The sequence below is a fragment of the Pirellulales bacterium genome (genome assembly GCA_019636345.1).
In the GTDB taxonomy this organism is placed as follows: domain Bacteria; phylum Planctomycetota; class Planctomycetia; order Pirellulales; family Lacipirellulaceae.
In genome coordinates, this window is the sequence record JAHBXQ010000009.1 from 76,422 (window position 1) to 93,066 (window position 16,645).

Here is a 16,645-nt window from a genome sequence, read left to right on the forward strand (position 1 = left end):
GTTCATGCGGCTTGGCGGCCGCGGCTTGACGATCACTCGCATTCCGCCCAGTTGGGGCCGGTCTTGACGTCGATGGCCAGGGGGACGGCCAGTTCCATAACGGTGGTCATTTCTTCGCGGACGAGTCGGCCCAGAGCTTCTGCCTCCTCGGGCGGGGTCTCGAACAACAGTTCGTCGTGGATTTGCAGCAGCATCGCGGCAGGAGTCCCTTCGGCCTTGAGCCGGCGATGAACCTGCAGCATGGCCAGCTTGATGAGGTCGGCCGCCGAGCCCTGGATGACGGTGTTCACGGCGGTCCGCTCGGGGAGGTTGAGTTGCCGCAGCGCCCCGCTTGGCTCGCGCAGGCCCGGCGGCGGGGTGCGCACGCCGTCGACCTTGCGCTTGCGGCCCAGCAGCGTCGAAACGCAACCGCGCGAGCGGCAGCCGCCGAGGGTCTCGATGAAGAAGTCGAGCACGCCCGGATACTTCCCGAAGTACGCCTCGATGAACGCGGCGGCCTCTTCCTTGGAAATTCCCAGTGCCTTGGCCAACCCGAAGGGGCTTTGCCCGTAGATGATGCCGAAGTTGACCGCCTTGGCGGCGCGGCGCATCTCGGGGGTCACTTCGTCCATGGCGACGCCGTTCACCTGGGCGGCGACGAGGCGATGAATGTCCTCGTCGTTGGCGAACGCGGCGCAGAGGGTTTCGTCGCGGGTGAAGTGGGCGAGGACTCGCAACTCGATCTGCGAATAGTCGGCCGCAAGCAGAATCCACCCTGGCGGTCCCGCCTTGAACGCCGAGCGAATTTCCTTTCCCTCGCGGGTTCGGACCGGGATGTTCTGCAAGTTGGGGTTGTTGGAACTGAGCCGTCCCGTGGCCGCGACGACCTGGTTGAGCGACGAGTGGACGCGACCCGTGACCGGATGGACCAGCTTGGGGAGGGCGTCGATGTAGGTCCCCAGCAGTTTGGCGTACTGGCGGTGCTCGACGATCATCGCCGGCAGCGGGTGCAACGGGGCCAGCTCCTCGAGCACGCTCGCGTCGGTGCTCGGGCCGGTCTTGGTCTTTTTGATCACCGGGAGTTTGAACTCGGTGAACAACAGCTCGGCGAGTTGCTTGGGGGAGGCGATGTTGAGCGGTCGGCCGGCCAACTCTTCGATGTCCTGGGAGAGCTTGGTCAGCCGGTCGGTGTAGACATTGCTCAGTTCGCCGAGCCGTTCGACGTCGACGGAGACGCCCCGATGCTCCAACTCCGCGAGCACCTCGATAAGCGGCGTCTCGACGGCGTCGTTCAGTTCGGCGAGCCCTTCGCCGGCCAGTCGTTCCTGGAGGATCGGCAGCAGTCGCAGCGGGACGTCGGCGTCCTCAGCCGCATACTGGCCGGCGGCGGACGCCGGGACCTCGTCCATCCGCAATTGCGATTTGCCTTTGCCGATGAGCGAGTCGATTTTGATCGTCTCGTGGTCGAGGTAGGTCAGGGCGAGATGGTCGAGATTGTGAGACCGCTCGCCCGCGTCGAGCAGATAACTGGCGACCATCGTGTCGAACGCAATCCCGCGGAGCTCGATCCCCGCGCTTTTGAGCACGACCATGTCGTACTTCAGGTTCTGCCCGATCTTGGCGATCGCGGGGTTTTCGAGAATGGGGCGGAGCGCAGCGGCGGTCGCTTGCGGGTCGAGCGTCGTCGACCCCGCCGGGCCGCGAACCGGGACGTAGCACGCCTCCCCCGGGGCCCAGGCGAACGAGTAGCCGACGATCTCGGCAAAGCGGGGATTCACGTCGGTCGTCTCGGTGTCGACTGAGATCCGCTCGCATGCCGACAGGGTCGCGATCAACTCGGCGAGCCCGGCCGGCGTGTCGACCACGCGGTAGTTCGCTTCCCACGAGTCGGGGAACAGTCGAGTGCGCTCGGCGAGGTCCGGCGAGGCGGCGCTCGAGCCGACGCCCCCGGCTGGACCGTCGTACAACTTGGCCACCGCCAGGGCGCGGTCCGCCAGAGACCGGAAGCCGAACTCGCGGAACAGCTCAGCAATGCGCCCCGGGTCGATCTGCCCGGCACGGGCGCGCCCCCAATCGGGGGTCACCGGCACATGGCGATCGAGTTCCACGAGTTTGCGCGACAGGATTGCGTCGTCGCGGTGTTTGAGCAGGTTCTCGCGCCGCTTCGCGCCGGCGACCTCGCTGGCGTGATCGAGCACCCCCATGAGCGAGCCGTACTGATCGAGCAGCTCCTTGGCGACTTTCGGCCCGATCAGCGGCACGCCCGGCACGTTGTCGACCTTGTCCCCCACGAGGGCCTGAAAGTCGACGACCTGATCGGGTCGGATCCCCCAGTCGGCCTCGAGCGCCGCGGCGTCGTAGACCTCGTCCTTGCGGATGTTGTAGACCGACACGTGCGGCGTGATGAGTTGCCGGCAGTCCTTGTCTCCCGTGACGACGTAGCAGCTTGCCCGGGCTTCGTCGCACAGCCTCGCGACGGTCGCCAGCACGTCGTCAGCCTCGAAGCCCGGGGAGTCGAGCACCGGAATCCCGAGGGCCTCGAGCACTTGCCGAATCTTGGGGATCTGCGAGACCAACTCCTCGGGCATCTCGCCGCGGTCCCCCTTATAGGCTTCGTACAGTTCGTGGCGGAAGGTCGTCCCGGGCAGGTCGAACGCACAGAGAATCGCCGTGGGGCGCCGGCGTTCGAGCAGTTGGAGCATGTCGCGGGTGAAGCCGTAGACCGCCCCCACCGGCTCGCCGCGCGGGCTGGACAGCTCCGACCCCTGCATGGCGTGAAAGACTTGGAAGATCAGCGAGTGCGAGTCGACGGCGTAGACGGTCCAGCCGGCGATCGACGAGGGGGCTTCGCGGAGCGTCGAGGGCGCCTGGGCGCCATCGGTCGCCGGCGCGACGAACGCACCTTCTTCGTCTTCCATCCCTGGCAGGGAGGCTTGTCGATTCTTCCGAGCCATGGGGCGCGAGGGGGCGAGGCGTGACGTTCAAGTTCCAGCGGCGCCCCCCAATGTACCCGCCGCCGTACCAAGGGTGGAGGGCGCCTTGGGGGCGCGCGTCCGGCCGGGACGATTTTGCCGGTCGCGCGAGATGGTCCGGGCTTCGCCCTGCCGCCAACGCGGAGCCGACGACGCCGGCGGGAGCGGACAAGGCCTAGATTTTGGTACGACTTGCGCTTGCAGCCGCCTTGACCTTTGCACCTTGCCGCCCGTGTTCGGACAAAACCAATTTCACGTACGGACCGACCGCTCGATTGTCGACGTGGCCTACCGGCTGCTTGACGCCGCGGCGATCCTGTGCGCCACCCTCGCGGCGACGCGCTACACCGACGACGAGCATTTGCCGAATCTGGCGGTCGTCGGCGCGACGACGTTGTTGGTTCACATGGTCGCGGTCGAAGTGAGCGGCCTCTACCGGAGTTGGCGCGGGGCGAAGATTGCGCTGGAATTGTGGTGCGTGCTGGCAACTTGGCTCTACACGGCGCCAGCCGTGCTGGGGGTCGGGCTGTTCACCAAATTCAACGCTGAATTCACATACAAGACGAAGCTGGTGTGGCTGGCGTTGACGCCGCTGGCGATGATCAGCGGGCGGATCGCGTATCGGCTGGTGCTGCGCAATCTGCGCAGCCGAGGATTCAATACGCAGCGGTTCGCCATTTGCGGCGTCAACAAGCTGGGCGTCCAGTTGGCTCGCAACGTGCAGAACGCCCCGGAGCTGGGGCTGGAGTTCGTCGGGTTCTTCGACGACCGACCGCAGCACCGCACCGAGCAGGAATTGGGAGAAACGCCCCCCCACGCCGGCAACTTGCCCGAGCTTGTGCAACTGGCCCGCGCCGGCGGCGTCGACATGGTGTTCATCACCTTTCCGATGCGGGCTGAGAAGCGGATTCGCGACTACCTGACGCAGCTCGGCGACACGACGGCGTCGGTGTACATCGTGCCCGACTTCTTCGTGTTCCAAATGTTGCACGCCCGGTGGAGCTCGATCGACGGGTTGCCGGTGGTGAGCGTCTTTGAGACGCCCATGTCGGGGATCGACGGCGTGCTGAAGCGGGGCTTCGACGTGCTCGTCGGGGGCGCCCTGCTGGCCGTGCTTGCCGTGCCGATGCTGGCGATTGCCGCGGCGGTGAAGTGTTCGTCCCCCGGGCCGGTGTTCTTCCGCCAGAAGCGGTACGGGCTGTCGGGCGAGGAGATTCGCGTCTGGAAGTTCCGCAGCATGCGCGTGTGCGAGGACGGCGCCCAGGTACGGCAGGCGACCCAGCACGACGACCGCATCACGCCGGTCGGGCGCATGTTGCGCAAGACCTCTCTCGACGAGTTGCCGCAATTGTTCAACGTCCTCGGCGGCAGCATGTCGCTGGTCGGCCCGCGACCCCATGCGACGGCTCACAACGAGCAGTACCGGTCGCTCATCGACGGCTACATGCTGCGGCACAAAGTGAAGCCGGGGATCACCGGTCTGGCCCAAGTGAATGGAGCCCGCGGCGAGACCGAGACTCTGGAGAAGATGGAGCGTCGCATCACCCTCGACCATCGCTACATTCGCGAGTGGTCGCTGGGGATGGATCTCAAGATCCTGGTGAAAACGGCGCTGGTCGTCTTCCGGCAAGAGAACGCGTATTGAGATTTCGCGGGAGGGGGGGCAATTTCTCAGCGCCGGCGTACCTTCCCCGAATGCCCTCTCGAAAACGACTCCTGCGCTCCCTTTAATCCGCCTTTGAACTTCCGAGACCGCGGTTCACGAACTCCGTCGTGTAACTTGCCGCGGGGTCGATCGCTCCTTCGGCGAGCAGGCCCGCTTCGATCGCCGTCTGATGGAACGCGGCGACTCGTTCGGGGTCGATGGCGCCGATCCCTTTGGCGCTAGCTTCGTCTCCGTCGACGAGGCGCCACTCGCGCATCTTGGCGACGGAGTATTCGATCTGCCCGTCGGTCATCGCCGGGTTGTCTTTCTTGATCCGGGCGTTGGTGGCCGCCGCGTCGACGCCGTCGAGATACCGGCGCCAGCCGAGGATCGAGGCGTCGACGAACCGTTGCACGAGATCGGGGTTCTTCTCGATCAGTTCGGTCCGCGTTTCGAGCACGGTCGAGTAGCTGTTCCAGCCATGATCGGCCATGAGAAACACCAGCGGCTGCTCGCCCGTCGCTTCTTGAACGCGCATCGGCTCGGCCGTCGCGTAGCCTTGCAGGACGGCTCGTTTGTCGACCAGGAACGGGCCGAGGCTGTGGTTGTAGGGGCGAAGGTTCGCCGATTTGAAGCCATGGGCCGATTTCATCCAGAGGAAGAAGCTGTTGCGGCCCGAGTGCCCCATCAGCAGCGGCGCCTGCGTCAGGTCTTGCCAGGTCTTGTAGCCTTGCCCGGCGTGAGCGAGCAGGCATTGCGGATCCTTCTGGAAAAACGCGGCGACGACCTTCGTGGGAATGCCTTGCTTTACGGCGTCGAACGGGGGAAGCAGGTTCGTGCCGACGAGGAACTCGATGCGGCCGAACGCCAACAGCGGTCGATTGTTCACCAACGGTCCGCCCGGCTGAATCGTGACGTCGAGCCCATGGTCGCGATACGTGCCGTCGACGACCGCCTGGTAGAAGCCTCCCAGCTCAGGCTGGGCGAGCCAGTTTGTGGCAAGGGTCGCCCTGTCGAGCCCCGCTGTCGGCGAGGCCAGGCCGGCGACCGAGGCGGCGATTGCCAGGATCAAGCTGGAACGAAGGGAGTGCATCGTCGGGCGGAGCCCTTGGGTATCGGAGGAGGAAAGCGGTAACGGTCGCCGTGCCGGGACTGGTTATTGGATCGCACTTTCATGCCACCGGCGGAGCAGCAGGTAGCTTAACCCCGACAGGGCGAAAAAAATCGCAATTCCCGTCAGCGAGACCAGCGTCAACGCGGCGAACATCAGCGGCGTGTCGGTGCGGAGCTGGCTGGTGAGGATCAGCGAGGCGAGCCCCGACTCGTCTCCGACGGCCCCGGTGACGAATTCGGCGACGACCGCTCCGACGAGGCTCAGGTTCCCGGCGATCCGCAGCCCCGCCAAGCAGTACGGCAGAGCCGTCGGCGCCAGCAACAGCCGCAGCCGCTGCCAGGGGTTGGCGCCGTAAAGCTGGAACAGCTCGCGCAGTCCGCGGTCCGCGCTCCGCAGGCCGACGGCCGTGTTCGAGAGGACCGGAAAGAAAGCGACGATCCATGCGCAGACGAGGTGGATCAGCGGCAGTCGCTCCATGCCGATCCAAAGCATCACCAGCGGCGCCACGGCCACCAGCGGGGTGACTTGCAGCACGATGGCGTAGGGAAACAGGCTTGCTTCGATCCAGCGGGACGAGGTAAAGACCGCCGCGAGCAGCGCTCCGCCGATCGCCGCGGCCGCGAACGCCGACAGCGTGGTGCGAAGCGTCACGGCCCACGCCGGGCCGAGCTCGTCGCGGCGTTCGATCAGGGTGGCGACGATGCGGCTTGGCGCCGGGAGGATGAAGTGCGGGACTTCCCAATGCCGGACGCTCCACTCCCATCCGCCGAGCGCCAGGGCCGCCACGACGAGCGGCGCCATCCACCGGGCGGCGCGCGCCAGCGGCCAACCCGACGTATCGGATTCCGGACTCGGCCCAGCCATGCTCGACGTCCCCTGCGGCGGGATCTCGGTTGGGTTCAACTTGCCGCCCGGGCTTCGTCGCCGGCGGCTCGCTGCAGCGCCGCCGAGACCACGGCGCACGACTCGGCGAAGCGTGCCGTGCCGCGAAGCTCGGCGGTACGGGGTTGAGGGAGATCGATCTCGATCTCCTCGACGATCCGCCCCGGGCGCGAGGACATGACCGCGACCCGCGTCGACAAGTAAACCGACTCGTAGACGCTGTGCGTGACGAACAGCGCGGACCATCGTTGTTCGCGCCACAGGCGGAGCAGGTCGTCGTCGATTCGGTTGCGCGTGATTTCGTCGAGCGCGGCGAAGGGTTCGTCGAGCAATAGCGCCTCGGGCCGGGTCGCGAGGGCGCGGGCGACCGAGACCCGCATCTTCATCCCCCCCGAGAGTTCGCGGGGGTAGGCGTCGGCAAACTCGGCGAGCCCGACCATGGCGAGGGCCTCGTCGACGGCCGGGGCCGCCTCGGTGCGAGAGCGATCGGCCAGCCGCAGCGGCAAATGCACGTTCGACCACGCAGTGGCCCACGGCAGCAACGTCGGCTCTTGGAAGACGAACCCCAGGCGAGCCGCGTCTCGTCGGCCGCCGAGCCAAGGGGCTTCCAGCGTGCCTGCGGTCGGCGGAATCAGGCCGGCGATCATCCGCAACAGCGTGCTCTTGCCGCACCCCGAGGGGCCAAGCAGGCTGACGAACTCCCCCGCATCGATGCGCAGCGACGCCCCGTCGACGGCCAGCGTGCCGTTGGGAAACTCCATGCGGACTTGGTGAGCGACAATCATGACAATTGCGGCGAGCGGGACCTGTGTCATGCACGTTCGCAAAGCAGTGTAGCACGGCCCCGCGGCTTGCGCAATCCGCACCCGCATCTGGATGCGCGCCAAGGTGCGGGCTGGACGTGACTCCGTGGCGACGCTCCAGCCCCGGAGAACTCGTCGCTCAGGAGGCGAATGCCAGGACGCTTGCTGCTTTGTCCCGGATGGTCGTACAATGACGGCGTGGGGGTTGCCTGCGAAGGAACCCAAAGGATGTCCGCATATCGGTTCGTCGTCTTCCCGCGCGGCATGCAGCCGACGACCGACGACGTCGCCGCGCTGGCTGACGTGGCGCCGGCGCTGGGCCATCATATTGCTTGGGGTGTCGACCGGGCCCGCGGCGGGGTGGCGGTCGCGTTCGAGGCCGAGCCCTTTGAGCGCACTCTGGCCGGGATCATCGAATTTCAAGCCCTTTTGCATCGCTGGCAAGCCCGGGGATGCGTCGTGTTGGAGAAATCCGAGTTCGTCAAGGATTCGGCCGCGCTGCGCCCGATTGCCGCATCGACTTACTCGCGAGGGATCCATCCGCTCGCCGCCGGCGCCGTTGCGGAAGCCGAGTCGCATGGGCGTTCTCCGGCGCTCGACCGGCTGCTGGTCGCCAAGCAGAATCTGGCCCACGACGCGGTCGCCCGGGCCAAGCTGCAATTCGACCGCACGGTGCAGCGGTACGAATCGCTGAGCCGCTTTGCGACGGCGGCGCCGTACTTGGCGATGGGGTTCGGCGCGCTGTTGATCCTGGCGGCCGGATGGTACGTCAGCGTGCGGATCCTCGACTCGCCGCGCGAACGTCGTCAGCAAACGATCGAGCGATTAGCCGACGATCCGCTGCGCGAACCGCTTGCCGAGACGCCGCCGGCGGAGCAGCCCGCTGAAGAGCCGTGAGCTCGTCGAGGCGAATCAGCGTCACGGCGCGTTTGTCGACGGCTCCGTCGCGGAGCTCGGGCGCCTGTCCCCGGGGGCCGCTTGCAGCATCCTGGCAATGACTGCGAGACTGATCGCCGAACAACGGCCAGCAGAGCGACCGTCGCAAGGGCAAGCGAGAGGGGCTCGGGCACGGCGGCAGAGCTGGCCGGAATCGCGCCCGCGCCGTACCACGTTCGCCAGCGCGCGAGATCGGCGCCGTCGACGCGTCCGTCGGCGGTCGCGTCTCCTTGCCACGGCGACGCCGCTGTCGAGCCGTACCCGCGCTGCCAGATGAGCAGATCGGCGCCGTCGATGCGGCCGTCGCTGTTGAAGTCCCCGGCCGGCGGCCCTTCGACCGGTCGCGTCCCTTTCAGCCCGGCCGGGTACTGGGCGGCTTCCAGGGTGGCGGTCCACAAATCGCCGGGATGCCCGACGGGGTTTCCCGCGGTCTGCCAGTAGTCGAGCGAGTATTGGTTCCAGCCGGAGCCGTAGTTCTGGTTCTGCACGAACCAACTCAGGGACACGATGTTGTGATTGCCCGGCGTGTGGTTCCAGGCGTTCACGTCGGCGTAGGCGCCGCGGATGAAGTCGGCCGTGACTTGTTCGTTGACGGCCAGATTGCCGGTGAGACTCGTGCTGCGGTTCCACTCGGTCAGATAGACCGGTTTGTCCTGATGGCCGTGCGAGTCGATCACCGCCAACTGCGCCGCGTAGTCGGTGCGGAACGCCTGCACCGCGGCCGCGGCGCCGACGAACGGGTTGCCGTAGGCGTGGATCGCGAACCCGTCGACGCCGGCGCCGGGCAGGGCGTCGATCGCGGCGATCGTTTGCGACAGCCAGTCGTTGCCGGCCATCCAGCGGACTCCGGGAATCACGCCGCCGGGGCTGGGGGGCGCGACCAGCACCTCGTCGTTGGGGCGCACCGCCTTGATTGCCGAGCGGATCTCGTGATAGACGTCGGCGTACCCCGTAGGAGTGATCCGGTTGTCGGCCCAGCCGTTTCCTTCGCCGATGATGTTCGGCTCGTTGCCGATGATCCACACCCGGCTCTGGGCGCCCAGCGTGCCGACGACCCCGAGCACGGAGTTAACCCAAGTCGCCCGATGGGGGTTGCCGGGCGCGGGGATCGTTTCGCCCCAGTTGTAGTCGATGCGCGTGATGATCGCCGCGCCGTGCTGTTGGTTGATCGTCTGGTACAGCGGCGCGAAGAAACCGGCCTGCCACCACGGCTCGGAGTGGGTGACGACGGTCTCGGTCGACCATCCGCCGGTCGGGCCCGCGCCGACCTGCCAGCCGTTGAAGTTCCACCAATGGACGCCGTAGAGCTTCTCGCCGTTGGCCGATACGACGGTCGCATGGCAGGCGAGCAGGCAGAGCGCGGCGGCGCGGGCGGCGCTGTTCGATCGGACGCCTCTCGGCAAACGGTTCAAAGCTCGGTCCCGGGGGAGATGACAAGGGGGAGATCGTTGCGACGAGTCCGGTCCGCTCAGCGGGACGATGTGAGTGCTGGCGGACCGGCGAACTTCATCGTAACGGAGTCCGCAGACGCCGGGCAACCAAATTCGCCGCGGGGTCGTGAGAGCGCGTGTCCTGTCAGGAAGAGCGGCTAAGAACGTCGCGCGGCGACGGACCGAGCCGTCTCGCCCGAATCCGCGACGAGCCTGGAGCAAATGCCCTGTTGACGCGACTTGGGAAACCGCGTGAAATCATGGCGACGTTCGAGACGAGCACGCCGTGACTCGCGAAGCGGCGAACGTGCAAAGGGGACAGACCGCTCGCGAAGCGCTGCCGTCGAGGGATTGGCGGCAATGGCCCGCGAGCCGGTCCTCTCTACTCAACAGGCTGGTGTGGGAGAGCATTGAGATGGATCTGTTCGAACTGATTGCCGCGTTGCTCACCCTGTCAGCGGTGTTTGCGTCGATCAACGCCCGTTGGCTGCGGTTGCCGACGACCATCGGTCTGATGGCCATCGCGTTGGTGTTTTCGCTCATGCTGATCGCGCTGGGGCATTGGATCCCCGGCGTCGAACGGCAGGCCGAGAAGATCATCTCAAGCGTCGACTTCAACAAAACGCTTATGCACGGCATGCTGGGATTCCTGCTGTTCGCGGGGGCGCTGCACGTCAATCTCAACGACCTTAAGGAACAGAAGTGGTTGATCGCCATGCTCGCGTCGGTCGGGGTCGCCCTCTCGACCGCGTTGACCGGACTGCTGGCGTGGTGCATATTTCGGGCCGTCGGGATCGAAGCCCGCTTCATCTACTGCCTGTTGTTCGGGGCGTTGATCTCGCCGACCGATCCGATCGCCGTTTTGGCCATTCTCAAGCAAGCCGGCGCCCCCAAGAATCTTGAGACCAAGATCACCGGCGAGTCGCTGTTCAACGACGGCTTGGGGGTGGTCATCTTCCTGGGGCTGTGGGAGATCGCCACCGGGCAACATGGGTTCGACGTCCCTCATCTCGCCGAGTTGTTTCTGCAGGAGGCCGTCGGAGGAGCCGTCTTCGGTTGGCTGCTGGGATACTTCGCTTTTCGCCTGCTGAAATCGATGGACAACTACTCTGTCGAGGTGCTCGTGTCGCTCGCCGTCGCCGCCGGCGGGTACGCCGTGGCGAACGCGCTGCATCTCTCCGGCCCCATTGCCATGGTCGTCGCGGGGCTGTTGATCGGCAACCACGGCCGCTCGTTCGCCATGTCGGACAAAACGGTCGAGCACCTCGACACGTTCTGGGAACTGATCGACGAGATCCTCAACGCGGTTTTGTTCGTGCTGATCGGGCTGGAGGTCGTCGTGTTCACTTTCACCGGCCAGTATCTGGCGGCGGGACTGCTGATGATCCCCGCGGTGTTGGCGGCGCGGTTCGTTTCGGTGGGACTGCCGATTGCGCTGCAGCGGTCGTCGCGCGTCCTGCATCCGCAGGCGACGAGAATCCTCACTTGGGCCGGGTTGCGAGGCGGGATCTCCGTGGCGCTCGCCTTGTCGATCCCGGCGACCGCGTTCGACGGTCAACCGATCCCCGAGCGGGAGCCGATTGTTGCGATTACCTACATCGTGGTTGTTTTTTCGGTCTTGGTGCAGGGACTCACGATCGGCACGGTGCTGCGTCGGCTTGTGCCGCCGGATTCGACCAGGGGTGCGGCAACCGAACCGACGGTCGGATGAGCTTGGGGATTCGCCGGCGTGCAACTCAATTGGGACTATAAATCCAAGGGCGCCTGTTTAGAGCGATCGGGCGAGATCAACACGGGCCTTCGATCCTGCTGGCCGCTTATCCGGGGATTCCGAGGACTCCATCCTGGCGGGGTGGCCTTCGCGTTCGCCGACGGGAACGTCCGGTTTTGAGCGACTCGATCGAGCATCTGACGTATCGAGCGCTCTCGACCCGCTCGGGAGCGGAAGTCGCTTCCGTACCCTGACCTGATTCGGCGCCGGTTCAAGACGCCCGAGCGTGATCAACCCCACATCGAGATTCCGGGGACCCGCTGCATATGAGCGCAACGTACGAAGCGAATCGTCGATCGATGCGGTTCGGATGCCTAGTGTTGGCAGCCGCGCTGGCAGGGTGCAGCGGCGCTGAAAGCGAGGTGTCCGGGGTCGTCACGCTGGACGGGACGAAAGTCGGGCCCGGCGTGATCGTGTTCATGCCGGCCGAGGGGCCGTCCAACCCGGCCGACGGAGCCATCCGCCCCGACGGATCCTATTTCCTCAAGACGAGCCGCGAACTAAGGCTCAGGCCCGGCAAGTACAAAGTCGGGGTTTCCGTATTCGACCAGTCTCCGGTGAAGCCTGGGGAGCGGAGCATGGTTCCTGCCAAGTACGTCACCCCGGAGAAGTTCGCCGAGCCGGCGACGTCGGGTTTGGAGTACGAGGTCGCGCCGGCCAAGAACACGATCAACGTCGAGCTCGTCTCGAAGTGGCGGCGACCCGCTCGCGGGAGAGACGAATGGTCTGCTACGGTCAATTTCGCCGATCACGCCGAGTCATATGTCGACGCCTCGTCGTGACATGAGTGTGAGCGCTTGCTGCATCGCCGGCCACGCACAAATTACGGGGCAGTCTCGCCGAGTCTTTCCTTGGCAAGCATCTTGCGCCACTTCTTTTGCCCGTTGTTGAGGACGCTTCCCGGGCGGGTCGAGAAGTAGTCGTATCCGAGAGCGTTGTTCGCCGCCATGTCAGCAAAGGAGTCGTAGAGCACGCCGTCGCGCCCAGGGAATACCGGCTTGCCCGTTTGCAGGTCGTAGAACCGAGCCCAATAGACTTCTGCCGATTCGGGAGCGGGCTCATAGACGGTCTTGCCGTCGCGTTTGCCGCGCATGAGGCCGACGACCTTCGCTTCGTCCAGCCAAGCCAGTCCGGCGTCGATCGCCTGGACCAACTCGGCCGAAGGGCGGGGGACGGTCATCAGGAACTTCAGGAGCTGGGCGCTTTCGGCGCCGCTGAGGGTCGGGGGCTCCAGGGCCCGGGCCTGCGAGGGTTCGAGCGTCAGCGCGTCGTATTGGGCGCACCAACCTGTCGGTTTGCCGTCGCGCTCGACTTGCAGACGGATCGCACTGGCGACGCCCGCCTCGAACGCGACGACCGCTTGATCGCGGCGTGCGGCGTCGACGCAGGCGAATCGTTCCTCTCCCTGGGCGACGGCGTGCAGCAGTTCGAGGACATGGACGAGCACGTCGTCGTTGAGCGTGACGTCGTCGTGATAGTCCCCTTCCAACGGGTAGACCTGCGGCCAGCCGCCGTGGGGATACTGGGCCTCGAACACGAAATCGAGCCCGCGGCGGATCGCCTCCCGACAATCGTCGCGCTGGGTCGCCAGCCAGACATTGGCCAAGTACTGCAACTGCTCGGTCGTCGAGCGATTGTCGAACGTCGCCACGTAGTGGGGCGATCGGCCGGGCTCGTTCTGCGAGGTCCACTGCATGCCGGCTTGGCGCGGGCCGCGGCTGTACCCCGTGTGCTTCGACCAACCGCCGCTGGGAGTTTGATACGACAGGATCACGTCGGCGAGGCGTCCCGCTTCTTCGCCGGCATACCAAGGGTCGCCGGCCTTGGCGGAAAGCTTGAAGTCCCCGCCGCTGGGGGCGCGAAGCGCCGCCGGCAGGCCGCGGGCGTCGACCTCGGCCGCGAGCGCCTCGGCGTCGGCGCGGGCCCGGGTCTGCGAGCGCTCGAGATAGCGTCGCCACGGGGCCTGCTCGGCGGCGGGCAAGGCCTCGACGCGCTCGAGCGTCACGGGCTCGGCGTCTGCGGTTGCGACGAGCAGCAAGGACGCCAGCGTCCAGAACGCGTACAGCGCCGGCAGGTCGGCAAGACGAGACGACGTTCGGCAATTCATCAGGGTGATTACTCGATTCGCAGGAAGTCGAAATCGGCGAAGCCCGCGGAGCCGAGCGCCGCGAGTCCGACCCGGGCGCCGATCCAGTGACCGGCCGTGGCCGGAAACGGGCGGCCGAGTTCGATGAATTCGCGTCCGTCGAAGCTGTACGAAAACTGGCACAGTCCGCCGAGCGCGACCTCGACGCGGAGCCATGTCGGCTGGTCGAGTCCAGCGGCTGCGGCGCCATGAGACCGCGGGGGGGGAGGCGCGGTTTCGTCCTGGACGAACTGCTCGATGAGCGGCACGCCTTCGCTGCGGGAGACGAGTATTCCCGCGCTGCTGCGCCCCGCGACGATTAGTCCGGCTCTTAGATCTCCTGATTCCTGAGGCAGGTCGACGAGCGTCGTGGCGGCAAAGGCCGGGGCGGGGAACTTCTGCAACAGCAAGCGGGGCGCCGACGACAGGATTCCGTGCGGGGCCGGCTCGGCGTGCAGCCGAAGCCAGCCCGGTCGCTCGGCGAGCGAGCACCAGTCGTCGCAATGGTTGGCGTTCCACTGCCACTGTAAGCCGAGCGCGGGGGAATCGAAGTCGTCGGTCGTTTGCGGGACCTCGGGGGCGCGGTGCGGGGCGAGCAACGGGCTGGCGAAGTCTGCAACAGGTTCGCCGGGTCTGGCAGGATCGCGAAGCCGACCCATCAACGGCCAGCCGTCGCGCCACTCGACCGGCTGGAGATGAACGACGCGGCCGTAGACGCCCGCGTCCTGAAAGTGGAGAAACCACCAGGAGCCGTCCGTCGCGTCGACCAAGCCCCCTTGGTGCGGTCCGTTGATCGCCGTTTCGCCCTGGGCGAGCACGACGCGATCCTCGTACGGCCCGAAGACCGACCGCGATCGCAACGCCGTCTGCCATCCCGTATCGACGCCGCCAGCCGGGGCGAGGATGTAATACCAGTCGTCAAACTTGAAGAACTTGGGGCCTTCGATGGTCGGATGCTTCTCGGGATCCTCGTAAACGATGCGGCCTTCATCGAGCAAGCAGGAGGCGTCGGGGGCCATGCGCGCCACTTGCAAACGATGTCTCACGCCGCTCCGCGAGAACGCAAACGCCGAGACAAGGTAGGCCTGTCCGTCGTCATCCCACAGGGGGCACGGATCGATCAAACCGCGGCCTGCTTGGACAAGGCGAGGCTCGGACCATCGACCGCAGGGGTCGGTCGCGGTGACGACGAAGATCCCTTCATCGGGCATCGCGAAGAAGATCCAGAACTTTCCCTGGTGATGACGAATCGCCGGCGCCCACACGCCGCAACCAGGCTGGACCAGATCGAACCGCGGGTGAGGCAGATTTTGTACGGCGTGGTTCACGAGCCGCCAGTTCACCAAGTCGCGCGAGCGGAGGATCGGCAGCCCCGGCGTGCAGTTGAAGCTAGAGGCGGTCATGAAATACTCGTCCCCGACGCGAACGACGTCAGGGTCGGAGTAATCGGCCCAGAGGACGGGGTTGCGATACCGTCCGTCCCCTAAATCCGCCGTCCATGGTGCAGCCTGGGCGGCGGAGGGGGCCGAGACGACCTCGGCGGGAGAGGCAAGTTCGTTGAGCGAAGCGACAGGATTCATGGCGAAGGAGGTTCAACTGCTCCGATGCGCGGAACCAGCACGTGGATCAACAGCAAGGAGAGCAAATACATTCCGGAGAAATATGCGAATACGAAAACGTAGCTGCCTGTCTTTTCGAGAATCAGTCCCGTGAACGCGTTCACGAAGCCGCCCGTGAAGAAGCAGAGAAAGCCCCCCAGCCCGACGACGGAACTGATCGCTTCGCGGGGCATCGTGTCGGAGACGACGCTGTACAAGTTGGCCGACCAGCCCTGGTGGGCCGAACCCGCCAATCCCACGATAAGCACCGCCCCCCAAACCGTCGACGCAAAGGGGGCGAGAAAGACGGGAACGACCGCTAAAGCGCAAATCAGGAGCGAAATCTTGCGAGCCGCATTGACGCTCCAGCTTTGCTCCATGAGGCGACCCGACAGCCACCCTCCGACGACTCCCCCCACGGCGGCTACGGCAAAGAACGCGCCGGTCCACCAGCCCGTGGCTTGCAGGCTCAGGGAGAATCGCTTGTCGAGAAAGTCGGGGACGAAGAACTGGTAAAACCCCCAAGCCGGCCCAGCCAGCATGCTGGCGAAGATATACGCCCAGACGGCCCGATGCCGCAGCAAGGAGAGCCACGGAACTCGCGCCGGCGACGTGACGACCGGCGCTCGGTCGCCCAGGATGTACGCCAATTCGGCTGCCGAGACTCGGGGATGACGCTCCGGGGCTTCGTACGTCAGGCACCACGCGGCGACCCACAGGAATCCGATAGCCCCGGTCAGGTAGAAGGTCGACTGCCAACCGATCCGCTGGTAGAGCCACGGCACCATGATCGGGCACAGAATCGCACCGACGTTCGTGCCGGCGTTGAACCAGCCGGTCGCCAGGGCGCGTTCCTTGACGGGAAACCATTCGGCGACCGCCTTGATCGCCCCCGGAAAATTGCCCCCCTCGGTGAGCCCCAGGCCGATGCGCGCGAGCATGAATCCCGCGGCGGTCATCGGCATGACGAGCGTCACGAGCGCCAGCCCCCCCTCGGTTCGCGAGTACCAGGGGTAGCGAATCCGGAACACCTCGTCGACGCCGATGAGGCCGACCAGTCCGTGCGCCGTGGCCGCCAGGCTCCAACAGAACACGAAGATCGGCAGCCCGCGTTTGACGCCGAAGCGATCCATCAACCGTCCGCCGAAGAGATAGCCGAAGGCGTACGCAAAGGAGAACCCGGCGGCGATATAGCCGTAATCCGCGTCGCTCCAGCCGAGTTCCGCGCTGAGCGGCTTCTTGAGAATGCCGATGACCAGCCGATCGATGTAGTTTATGGCGACCGAAAAGAACAACAGCCCGCAGACGACCCACCGGGTGCGACCGATTGCTTCGTTCGAGTTGGCGGGGAAGGGGTGCATGCCGGCGGGCGAGAACGGGTGCGGGGCAG

The 16,645-nt window shown here is 66.0% G+C and carries 12 protein-coding genes; 4 read left to right on the top strand and 8 right to left on the bottom strand.

Going from position 1 to position 16,645, the window contains the following annotated elements; translation table 11 throughout:
• Nucleotides 1-32: 32 nt before the first annotated feature.
• Nucleotides 33-2,897, bottom strand: coding sequence for a DNA polymerase I (gene polA, locus KF688_17680; GenBank protein MBX3427514.1), 2,865 nt, complete (start codon nt 2,895-2,897; stop codon nt 33-35).
• Nucleotides 2,898-3,063: 166 nt separating this feature from the next.
• On the opposite strand from polA, the gene KF688_17685 reads away from it, so the two are divergent.
• Nucleotides 3,064-4,596, top strand: coding sequence for an undecaprenyl-phosphate glucose phosphotransferase (locus KF688_17685; protein ID MBX3427515.1), 1,533 nt, complete (start codon nt 3,064-3,066; stop codon nt 4,594-4,596).
• Nucleotides 4,597-4,678: 82 nt separating this feature from the next.
• Here the strand turns inward: KF688_17685 and KF688_17690 are convergent, their stop codons facing one another.
• From KF688_17690 to KF688_17700, 3 genes are all read right to left on the bottom strand, one after another.
• Nucleotides 4,679-5,689, bottom strand: a complete 1,011-nt coding sequence (locus KF688_17690; GenBank protein MBX3427516.1) for an ABC transporter substrate-binding protein — start codon at nt 5,687-5,689, stop codon at nt 4,679-4,681.
• Nucleotides 5,690-5,752: 63 nt separating this feature from the next.
• Nucleotides 5,753-6,574 carry an ABC transporter permease gene (locus tag KF688_17695; protein ID MBX3427517.1) on the bottom strand — a complete coding sequence of 274 codons (822 nt, stop codon included), beginning with the start codon at nt 6,572-6,574 and terminating at the stop codon, nt 5,753-5,755.
• Nucleotides 6,575-6,609: 35 nt separating this feature from the next.
• Complete coding sequence (locus tag KF688_17700; GenBank protein MBX3427518.1) at nt 6,610-7,407, bottom strand: ABC transporter ATP-binding protein; 798 nt, start codon at nt 7,405-7,407, stop codon at nt 6,610-6,612.
• A gap of 216 nt (nt 7,408-7,623) precedes the next feature.
• On the opposite strand from KF688_17700, the gene KF688_17705 reads away from it, so the two are divergent.
• Nucleotides 7,624-8,292, top strand: a complete 669-nt coding sequence (locus KF688_17705) for a hypothetical protein (protein ID MBX3427519.1) — start codon at nt 7,624-7,626, stop codon at nt 8,290-8,292.
• Here the strand turns inward: KF688_17705 and KF688_17710 are convergent.
• A complete protein-coding gene (locus KF688_17710; GenBank protein ID MBX3427520.1) occupies nt 8,202-9,743 on the bottom strand; it encodes a hypothetical protein in 1,542 nt (513 codons plus the stop codon). The genes KF688_17705 and KF688_17710 overlap by 91 nt on opposite strands.
• 433 nt (nt 9,744-10,176) lie before the next feature.
• On the opposite strand from KF688_17710, the gene KF688_17715 reads away from it, so the two are divergent.
• On the top strand, nt 10,177-11,472 hold the full coding sequence (locus KF688_17715; protein MBX3427521.1) for a sodium:proton antiporter: 1,296 nt from the start codon (nt 10,177-10,179) through the stop codon (nt 11,470-11,472).
• Between the two features lie 326 nt (nt 11,473-11,798).
• Nucleotides 11,799-12,314, top strand: a complete 516-nt coding sequence (locus KF688_17720) for a hypothetical protein (GenBank protein MBX3427522.1) — start codon at nt 11,799-11,801, stop codon at nt 12,312-12,314.
• Between the two features lie 41 nt (nt 12,315-12,355).
• On the opposite strand, the gene pelA is transcribed toward KF688_17720, so the two are convergent.
• Genes pelA through KF688_17735 form a run of 3 tightly spaced genes read right to left on the bottom strand, consistent with a single transcriptional unit; the run spans nt 12,356 to nt 16,616 of the window.
• The gene (gene pelA / locus KF688_17725) at nt 12,356-13,639 is read right to left on the bottom strand and encodes a pectate lyase (protein ID MBX3427523.1); all 1,284 of its coding nucleotides are present in this window, start codon (nt 13,637-13,639) and stop codon (nt 12,356-12,358) included.
• An 8-nt stretch (nt 13,640-13,647) separates the two neighbouring features.
• Nucleotides 13,648-15,237 (bottom strand): glycoside hydrolase 43 family protein, encoded by a 1,590-nt coding sequence (locus KF688_17730; protein ID MBX3427524.1) that lies wholly within the window; start codon nt 15,235-15,237, stop codon nt 13,648-13,650.
• Nucleotides 15,234-16,616, bottom strand: a complete 1,383-nt coding sequence (locus KF688_17735) for an MFS transporter (protein ID MBX3427525.1) — start codon at nt 16,614-16,616, stop codon at nt 15,234-15,236. The genes KF688_17730 and KF688_17735 overlap by 4 nt, the downstream gene beginning before the upstream one ends.
• Between the last annotated feature and the right edge of the window lie 29 nt (nt 16,617-16,645).